This window comes from Protofrankia sp. CiT1 (assembly GCF_917627335.1).
Taxonomy (GTDB): domain Bacteria; phylum Actinomycetota; class Actinomycetes; order Frankiales; family Frankiaceae; genus Protofrankia.
Genome location: NZ_CAKJTP010000034.1, coordinates 32,369 through 41,268 on the forward strand (window position 1 = coordinate 32,369; position 8,900 = coordinate 41,268).

Annotated in this window: 6 protein-coding genes; 2 read left to right on the top strand and 4 right to left on the bottom strand. The window is 66.0% G+C overall.

Features of this window, described 5'->3' with window-relative positions:
• Window positions 1-47: 47 nt before the first annotated feature.
• Window positions 48-1,322, bottom strand: a complete 1,275-nt coding sequence (gene purD, locus MJ785_RS08465; RefSeq protein WP_239380341.1) for a phosphoribosylamine--glycine ligase — start codon at window positions 1,320-1,322, stop codon at window positions 48-50.
• 206 nt (window positions 1,323-1,528) lie between these two features.
• Entirely contained in the window at window positions 1,529-2,569 is a 1,041-nt protein-coding gene (locus MJ785_RS08470; protein WP_239310200.1) for a hypothetical protein, read from the bottom strand.
• 292 nt (window positions 2,570-2,861) lie between these two features.
• On the opposite strand from MJ785_RS08470, the gene MJ785_RS08475 reads away from it, so the two are divergent.
• Window positions 2,862-4,145 (top strand): adenylosuccinate synthase, encoded by a 1,284-nt coding sequence (locus MJ785_RS08475; RefSeq protein ID WP_239310201.1) that lies wholly within the window; start codon window positions 2,862-2,864, stop codon window positions 4,143-4,145.
• A 1,034-nt stretch (window positions 4,146-5,179) separates the two neighbouring features.
• Window positions 5,180-6,556, top strand: coding sequence for an aminotransferase class V-fold PLP-dependent enzyme (locus MJ785_RS08480; RefSeq protein WP_239310202.1), 1,377 nt, complete (start codon window positions 5,180-5,182; stop codon window positions 6,554-6,556).
• 196 nt (window positions 6,557-6,752) lie between these two features.
• On the opposite strand, the gene MJ785_RS08485 is transcribed toward MJ785_RS08480, so the two are convergent.
• The gene (locus MJ785_RS08485) at window positions 6,753-7,262 is read right to left on the bottom strand and encodes a hypothetical protein (RefSeq protein WP_239380343.1); all 510 of its coding nucleotides are present in this window, start codon (window positions 7,260-7,262) and stop codon (window positions 6,753-6,755) included.
• Between the two features lie 252 nt (window positions 7,263-7,514).
• Complete coding sequence (locus MJ785_RS08490; RefSeq protein ID WP_239380344.1) at window positions 7,515-8,801, bottom strand: helix-turn-helix domain-containing protein; 1,287 nt, start codon at window positions 8,799-8,801, stop codon at window positions 7,515-7,517.
• Window positions 8,802-8,900: the final 99 nt, after the last annotated feature.

An 8,900-nucleotide genomic window follows, 5' to 3' on the forward strand; every position in this document is an offset into this window, starting at 1 on the left:
CGCACGGCCGGAGGCTTGGCGGAGAATATGGGCCAAAGGGCGTGCGATCATGATGTGGGTCGCACGGCCGGAGGCCCGGAGTAGCCCAACCGGCCCGGGTCCCCGATGTCGGTCCGGTAGTGTGCGCCGGCCAGGGAGATGCGGCTGACGGCTTCGTAGGCTGATCCTCTCGCGGCCTCCAGATGCGAGCCGATCGCGGTGACGCACAGCACGCGCCCGCCGGACGACACGATTCTGCCATCGGTGTCCCGGCGGGTTCCGGCATGCAGGATGTCCACGCCGGTGAGGGCACTGGCGGCGGCAAGACCACTGATCGGATCACCGACTCTCGGCGCCCGCGGATAGCCGGCCGCCGCGACGACGACCGTGACCGCGGCGCCGGACCGCCACACCGGTGCCTGCTGCCCGGTCAGGACGCCGGTCAGTGGGCTGGACAGCAGGGCCAGGATCGCCTGTATCTCGGGGTCCCCGAACCTGACGTTGAACTCGATCACCCGTACACCGCGGGAGGTCAGGGCGAGACCGGCGTAGAGAAGGCCGTGGAAGGGGGTGCCGCGGCGCGCCATCTCGTCCACGGTGGGCTGGATAACCGTCTGGACGACCTGGGTGGACAAGCCGTGCGGTACCCACGGAAGCGGCGTATATGCGCCCATCCCGCCGGTGTTCGGTCCGGCGTCGCCGTCCCCGACCCGCTTGTGGTCCTGGGCGGGCAGCAGGGGAATGACGGCTCCGGCTTCGGTCACGATCGCGAACAGGGAGACCTCTGGTCCGTCCAGATACTCCTCGATCACGACCCGGTCGCCCGGATTGCGCAGGCAGGCGTGCACCGCGCGGACCGCGGCCTGCCGGTCAGCGGTGACGGTGACGCCCTTGCCCGCGGCGAGACCGTCGTACTTGACGACGTATGGCGGGCCGAACTCGTCGAGATCGGCGAGGGCTGGCTCGACCTCGGTGTGATCACGTGATGATGCGGTGGGAACGCCGGCCGCGCGCATCACGTTCTTGGCGAAGGCTTTGCTGCCCTCCAGCCGCGCGGCCGCGGCGGTCGGCCCGAAGCAGCGTTGGCCGCTGGCCCGCAGCTTGTCGGCCGCGCCGGCAACCAGGGGGATCTCCGGGCCGATGATGGTCAGCTCCGCCTGGACGGCTTCGGCCAGGTCGGCCACTGCGTCCGGGTCCGTGACATCGAGCGGATGCGGTTGTGCCAGCTCGGCGGTGCCGGCGTTACCGGGGGCGCAGACCAACGAGCCCACCGCCGGGTCACGCGCCAGCGCTCGGCACAGCGCGTGTTCCCGGCCGCCCGAACCGACGACGAGGATCTTCACCTCGCCACCCGTGCCGGCCTGGTCTGCCGGCGGCGGGCTGCCAGCGCGCAGCGTCCGGACTCGTCTCCGGTCACGGCGCCCGCGTCGCGGTCGTCGCGGTCGGTGGGGGAGGGCACGCGGTACAGGGTAGCGCCCGTGCCGACCGCGCTATCCGGACTTGCGGGCGAAGCTGGCGGTTGCGGAGCTGGCGGTTACGGAGCTGGCGCTTACAGGCTGATGCCGGCATTCCAGAGCAGGTGCGCCATGGCGTAGACGAGCTGGTGCGCGCAGCGCCGGGCGTCGACTTCCGCCATGGCCCCGATGACCGTGTGGAGGTCCACCGGCCACACCCGGACCTCGCGACCGAGGACGGCCCGTGGCCCGGGATCCTCGCGGCTTTCGAAGGTCCGCCCGGCGGAGTCCACGAACAGGTGCAGGGATCGGCCGGTATACGGGAAACTCTGATTGCGCCAGTGGAGTATCGGCCAGGCTCGTGGCTGGGCGCGCCGCCCGCGTCGAGGCGTCCCGTCGGCGGGTGGATCCGGTTCCTGGTCCGCGATCACTCGGATCGCGAAGGTCGGGGCAAGCTCCTCGGCCGCGCAGATGGCGAGGAACTCGGCAATCTGCGCGACCGCGTAGTTGGCGATGGCGTCCGCGCGTTCCTTGCGCTGCTCCTCGACCTGCTTGGCGCTGCGCACCGCATGGCTGCCGCGGTTGAGCACCTCGGGCAGCGTGGCGGGAAGCAGGTCGCCGATGGGCGAGAAGCCGACTGGCCAGGCCCGTATACCGACAACCGGGCTCGCTGCCTGCGACTGGCGAACGAGATTGGTGCGCAGTGCCGGTGTCCAGTGAACCGTGAGCGGACCGACCAGGCTGTCGGGCCGGGGGTCGGCTGACGCGGCCGCGACGGGTGGCGAGCTGTCCGGTGAGCCGTCCCCGTCGGGTTGCCGCAGCGCTGGCGGCAGGGGGGTATTGGGCAGATTCAGTGTGGTCAGGCCTCTCCCAGGCGGGTCCCCGGCCGGCGTTGGCGGCTGGACCGGCTGTGCTGATAGGGATCTGTTGGACGGATGCGGCGAAGGGACCGACGGCTCCCTGCTGATCGTTTGTTCGTGTCGCCGTCGGTTGGCGGAAGCGCTCTCCGATGCCAGGTCGTCCGCCGTGCCGGTGCTCTGGCCGGAGCCTTCGGCAGGCACGGACCGGGCGGTGACAGCGGCCACCGTGACACCCCCGTCCCGATCGACTACTCCTGTTACCAGAACAGCCTCCACAGTAACTCTTGGTAATGCAAGTAGGACTTTCTTTTAGACGATCAAGTATGCCCCCCGCGCACCTCGGGTGCCCTGGGGCGCCCTGCATGATGATCTTTTTTTGAGTCTCTTCTGGATCTTCCTGGGTCGCCGGAAGCCGAAAGAACCATGATTCTTTTTCTGGCTGATTGGCGTGCCACGGAGCGTGCGAAGGTCTGGAGAAGGCGCGGCTTCTCCCTTGTCGGGCTAGATCGATATCAGGGTGCGCTGGCCTTCCGCACTCCATGGCCGGCGGGCCAGGTAACCTCGCTCGGTGCCCGCGCTCGTGCTCATCGGCGCCCAGTGGGGCGATGAAGGCAAGGGAAAAGCGACTGACCTCCTTGGTGGGGCGGTTGACTTCGTCGTCCGTTACCAGGGCGGTAACAACGCCGGACACACAGTTGTCATCGGCGAGGAAAGCTACGCTTTGCATCTGATTCCGAGCGGTGTGCTACGGACAGACTGTGTGCCCGTGATCGGTAACGGTGTTGTGATCGATCCTGGGGTCCTGCTCCAGGAGATGGACGGGCTGACCGCCCGTGGTATCGATGTATCCCGCCTGCTGATCAGTGCGGACGCTCATTTGATCATGCCGCATCATCGTGCGCTCGATAAGGTTACAGAGCGTTACCTTGGCAAGGCCCGGATCGGGACGACGGGTCGCGGGATAGGTCCGACGTACGGTGACAAGATCGCCCGGACCGGGATTCGCGTCCAGGATCTGCTCGATCCCGGGATCTTCCGGGCCAAGCTGGAGCTGGCGCTGCGGGAGAAGAACCAGATACTGACCAAGATCTATAATCGGCGGGCTCTCGACGCGGATGCGATCGTCGAGGAGTACGCCGGATACGCTCGCCAGCTCGGGCCGCATATCGTCGATACCGGGCTTGTCCTCGATCGGGCATTACGTGATGGTAAGGTTGTCCTGCTTGAGGGCTCGCAGGGTACGCTGCTAGATGTTGATCATGGAACCTATCCGTTTGTCACCTCGTCGAACCCGACGGCGGGCGGGGCCGCGACCGGTTCGGGCATCGGTCCGACTCGGATCACGCGGGTGATCGGTATCTGCAAGGCATACACGACCCGGGTCGGCGCTGGCCCGTTTCCGACAGAGCTCACCGACAAGGTCGGCGATGAGCTCCGTGCCGTGGGCGGCGAGTTTGGTGTGACCACCGGTCGAGCGCGGCGTACCGGCTGGTTCGACGCTGTCATCGCCCGCTACGCCGTACGGGTGAACGGACTGACTGATATTTTTCTCACCAAATTGGATGTTTTGTCTGGATTTGATCGAGTTCCGATCTGTGTCGGATATGATGTTCATGGTGTACGTCACGACGACATGCCCATGACGCAGACCGAGTTTCACCACGCCAGGCCCATTTACGATGAGCTGCCGGGCTGGGGTGAGAACATTGCGGGAGCCACCTCCTTCGACCAGCTGCCGCGGGCCGCTCGCGACTACGTGAAGGCTGTTGAGGAGCTGGCCGGAGCGCCGGTGTCAGCGGTTGGGGTCGGCCCCGGCCGGGATCAGACCATAGCTATTCGTGATCTTCTTTGAGATCGTCGCGGTTGGGCTGCCCGGCGGCTGGGAAACGGCGTCCGTATGATGGGTCGGCATCCGGGCCTGCCTGCTCTCCCGTTGGCGGTGGGCATGGCATGCTCAGGCTTGGTCCGTCACCGATCCGCGTGGTTCGGTCCGTTGGTCAAGATGATATTGCTGGTGTGTCCCATGGCCGATGCGCCAGGGGCGATGCCGGTGTTGGAATGTTCTGTAACGCCTTTTGTCCGCATCGTGGAGGTACGCAATGAAGCGTTTCGCGCTGATCGCCCTGTTGGCCGCCATCGCTGGCGGCGGTTTCCTCTTTCGCAGGCGGGGCAAGCAGGACGTCTGAGCCGAGTCAGCAGGCCACGGGGCGCGCGATCGCGGCTCCGCGCGCGCCTGGGGCGATCCAGCGAGCATCTGCCTCTGACCGCGGGTAATCGTGGCCCACGGTCGGCGCTCCGATACCCGTCATCGGCACTCGGATACCCGTCAAAGGGCAGGCTGCGGCCTGCCACCGATCCGGGCTGTTCGGCCGGTCCCGTTGAGAAGGCTGCGGTCGTGCTGTCGACCAACTGACTGACGGCCAGTTGGTCGATGGTCAACTTTTTGTTGATCATTCATGATCCGTCTGGGCGCCACGCCCCGTTCCGCGGGCTCGGATCGGCTCGCGTCCGTGACGATCGCCGTGCGGTGCACACCTGGAGCGCGGCAGCTGGGGGCTCCGGCGGTAAGAGCGACCGGCAACAGGGGACGCGGCGTCGCGGGGTTGGGGCACGCACCTCGCGTCATCGCTCCCCGTCCATCGCTGCGCGATGCACGGGTACCCCGGCTCGTCGGTCGCCACCCAGCACCTCCGGTGGCTCCCTCCGCCGCCTCGCGAGGCACGCGCCCCAGCCCCGCTCCTTGATCCAGGCCCCTGTCGCCGGACGTTCCTGTTCCGTATTATTTTTTGCATGTTTCCGGCCGTGCGTCAATGCACATGAAATGCACATATTTTCGCCGTGATATTCGGCCTCTATTGTCAGGTGCAGCTGGCTATAATCTGTTCCGTGCATCGTTATGACAGGGATAGCGAGGATCTGACCCAGGCCATTGTTGACTATGCGCGGGAGCGCCTGCGTATGCATCCGGTCCCGCTGGACGGCTCCCGGTCACATGCGGACCTCGCCGCCACGGTGGGCGAGACCATAACTCCCGACGGTATGGGCGGCGTCGCGGTGCTCGACCTTTTCGACACGCTCTTGTCCAGGGCCTGCATTTCGGTCGATCATCCACGCAACCTCTCGTTCATCCCGGCGGCTCCCACCAAGGCCGCAGTCCTGTTCGATCTTGTTGTCGGAGCCTCCTCGGTATACGCGGGCAGCTGGCTGGAGGGCGCTGGCGCCGTCTACGCGGAAAACCAGGCACTACGCTGGCTGGCCGAGCTGGCCGGTTTCCCGCTCCAGGCCGGCGGTGTCTTCGTCCAGGGGGGGACGGTTGGTAACCTTTCCGCGCTGGTCACGGCCAGACACGCGGCGCAGCAGGCCAGGCACCGGGCGACAGGTCCCAACACCGGGCCCATAGCGTGGCGCGTCGTCTGCGGTTCCGAGGCACATTCCTCGATCGAGACCGCCGCCCGGATTATGGGTGTCGACGTCCTGGTTGTTCCGACGGACCCCGATGGACGGTTCACCGGCGCTGCCCTGGCGAAGGCACTGGACCTTGCCGGTACCGCTGTGTCGGACACGGTCTTCGCGGTCGTGGCAACAGCCGGTACCACGCAGTTCGGTATTGTCGACGATATTCGAGGTATTGTCGAAGTAGCCCGTGAACGTGGTATCTGGGTACATGTGGACGGTGCCTACGGGCTGGCCGCGTTGGCCGCGGAATCAGTCCGTCATCTTTTTGCCGGTGTGGCGGCGGCGGATTCTTTCATCGTCGACCCGCATAAATGGCTGTTCGCGCCGTTCGACGCCTGCGCGCTGATTTACCGGGAACCAGCGCTGGCCCGCGCGGCACATGCGCAGAAGGCGGGCTACCTCAAGGTCCTGGAGTCCCCAGACGCCTGGAACCCGGCGGACTACGCGATCGGCCTGTCCCGGCGGGCGCGCGGCCTGCCCTTCTGGTTCTCGCTCGCGGTGCACGGTACCCGTGCGTACAGTGCCGCTGTCGAGAAGTCGTTGGCCACCGCCCGCGCCGCGGCAGAGCAGATCCGGGCGCTGCCCTACGTGGAGCTCGTGCGTGAACCCCAGCTTTCCGTGGTTGTTCTGCGGCGTCTGAACTGGCCGCCGCAGACATACTACGAGTGGACGGAAAAGCTGCTGCAGTCAGGCTTCGCCTTCGTCACCCCGACCGTTCACGAGGGGGAGACGGTGACCCGCTTCGCGATCATCAATCCGTGCACCGAGCCGGCGGACATCGCCGCCATCCTGGAGACCATGGCCTGACCGGCCGCGCCCGAGCGCATCGAGCAGGAGAACCGAGGCGGGGGAGAGCCCCGAACCGGGGTGTTGTGGGTTGTCGGTGGGGCTGTCTCGGGGGTGGGGATGGCTCTCCGGGCTGGAAAAACAAGTGCCGATCTTTGACCCCATCGCACGGTTTTCGGCGGAGTACGCGCGTCTCAACTCCGCGGAGCAGATACGGTCAGGCCGGGGAGGGCTCCTCCGCGATGATCAAGGCCGGAAACAGCACCTCCCACACCTCCACCACCGACACGGCAGCGTCCTCACGTAGCCGCACCGGATACCCGGAGAAGCTCACCCCGGCCGGCACCAGATTCGCCGTCGGGCGTGCCCCCGTCATCACCACCCGAGGATCCGCACCCGCCAGCAGGCGTTGCCGCCGCAATCGGATGCCCACCGCCCATGCCACCCGGGACTGCACCAGTGGCGTGAACCGCCGATGCAGCATCACCAGGCCCACCGTCGACAGCTGCACGACGCCGATACCCGCCCCGACCATCACATCCGGCGCGGCATCCACCATGTCGGACGCCATCATCTGCTGGCCGTCCGCATCGGGGCCGAGCGGTTCGGGGAGCAGACCGATGATCAGACCGTCCTGATAGCCCACCCGCAGCTCCGGCAGATCCCCCACGTCGAGCTCCCAGTCCGCCGAGGACGAACGCTGCCAACGGACGCGGTCAACGCCCATAGACGGGTAGCTCCCATTTGCCGATGATGCAGGATCGCCAGGTCATAGGTTCTCCAGCCAATAGAGGTGACGAAAGGGCACCCCGAGGCCAGGAAACAGGAAACCGATTCCCAAAACCGATTCCCATCTCAACCAGCCCCGGAGGCCATGCGAAGAACCTAACGCCAACCGGTAATCGGGACGAGTCGTGTAACGTGGTAGTTCGCTCGATGCGCTACGCGCAACTACCGCGCTATGCGGTAGCTAAACGATCTATTGCACCTGCATGAAGTCGGCAAGCTCACGTAGCTCCGAGCTCAGCTTCCGCTTCCGCGAGTGCAGAACCGTGCTCAGAACGTCCTTACCCTTGCGCTGATGTCGCAGCCACTCCGGCGCGCCGCGAAGCAGCAGCGTCAGCACGTCGACCGCATCCCCGAAGTCCCGAAGCGCCGCATGCGCAGCCGCCACGTCAAGCAGATGACGGCTGTAGTTGTCCGACCGCCGCACTTTCCCTCCGATGCCGCCAACGTCCTCCGCGATACGCAGTACCCCACGCGGATCATCAACGATCATCAGAGCCTCAGCTCGCTTCATCCGCACAACGTTTGGACCGAACGTCGTCAGATACTGGTGGTATCGGCCAGTGGCCCCAGATCCAGTGAGCCTGGACGCGGCGACCTCGGCAAGCGACAAGAAGTCATCCGAAGCATCAACCCGGTTATTCCGCACCGCCGCTGCCGAGCCACGCAGCAACAACCATCCCCACGCCGACAGCTCCGCATCACTCGCTATCGACAGGCGCGGCTCAACCTGCGATGCTGTCTCCCGAGCAAGCCGCTCCGCGTCATCGAACCGCCCCTGACGCACAAACAGCCATGACTGCGAGATGGCACCCACCGCGGCCGTCAGCAGATCCCCGGAATCAAGCGCATCTCGCATCGCATCGCGAATTGCCGCATAGGCAAGATCGTATTGACGTACCTGGGTCAGAAACCAACCCGCGATCTGGAAAATCTCCGCCCGCAGCCGCGCCGCCTCCCGCCGATCATCCTCGTTCTCCGCGCCGTCGACAAGCCCGCGACTTTCCTCGATCATCACCGGCAACATCGCAGCCACCGCGCCGAAGTCGTCACTCTGGTAGACGCGGACCGCGTTCGACAGCGCATCTCGAAGCTGAGACTGTGATTCCCGCACTGACCTGCCAGCAGGCGACCGCGAAACGCCGATCAAGCCGACAGCAGGCGTGAGGACCTGGCGCAGCGGCAGCAGATTCAGCTTCTCGTCTTCCATCGCATCAGTCACCGGCTCAGGCGAACGCGCCCCGAACAGCGACGACGTCTCCGTATCCAACGCACCGGCCAGTGTGCGCAGCGTTTCGATTCGCGCGCTTCCACCCTGCTCAATCTTCCGCACCGTCGACACGCTCAGCCCAGCCTCGTCAGCCAGCCTCTCCTGTGAGAAGCCACGCCGCAGCCGGAGAGCCCGCAGACGAGCGCCCGGATCGTCCACCACGTCGTACCCCTCCCCGAGCGTGCCTGTAGTCAGGGTACGTGCACGCACAGCGCAACTGGCTGACCTGCACAAACAGACCACGCGAAGTGTCTTCACAGAGCTCGACACCCCGAATCGGCCCGCGCCAGACACACAAGGGTGAACACT

What these genes read in the sequence shown, in the direction of transcription:
- MJ785_RS08485 (WP_239380343.1), bottom strand. Translation starts at nt 7,262, where the DNA reads ATGGGCGTTGACCGCGTCCGTTGGCAGCGTTCGTCCTCGGCGGACTGG.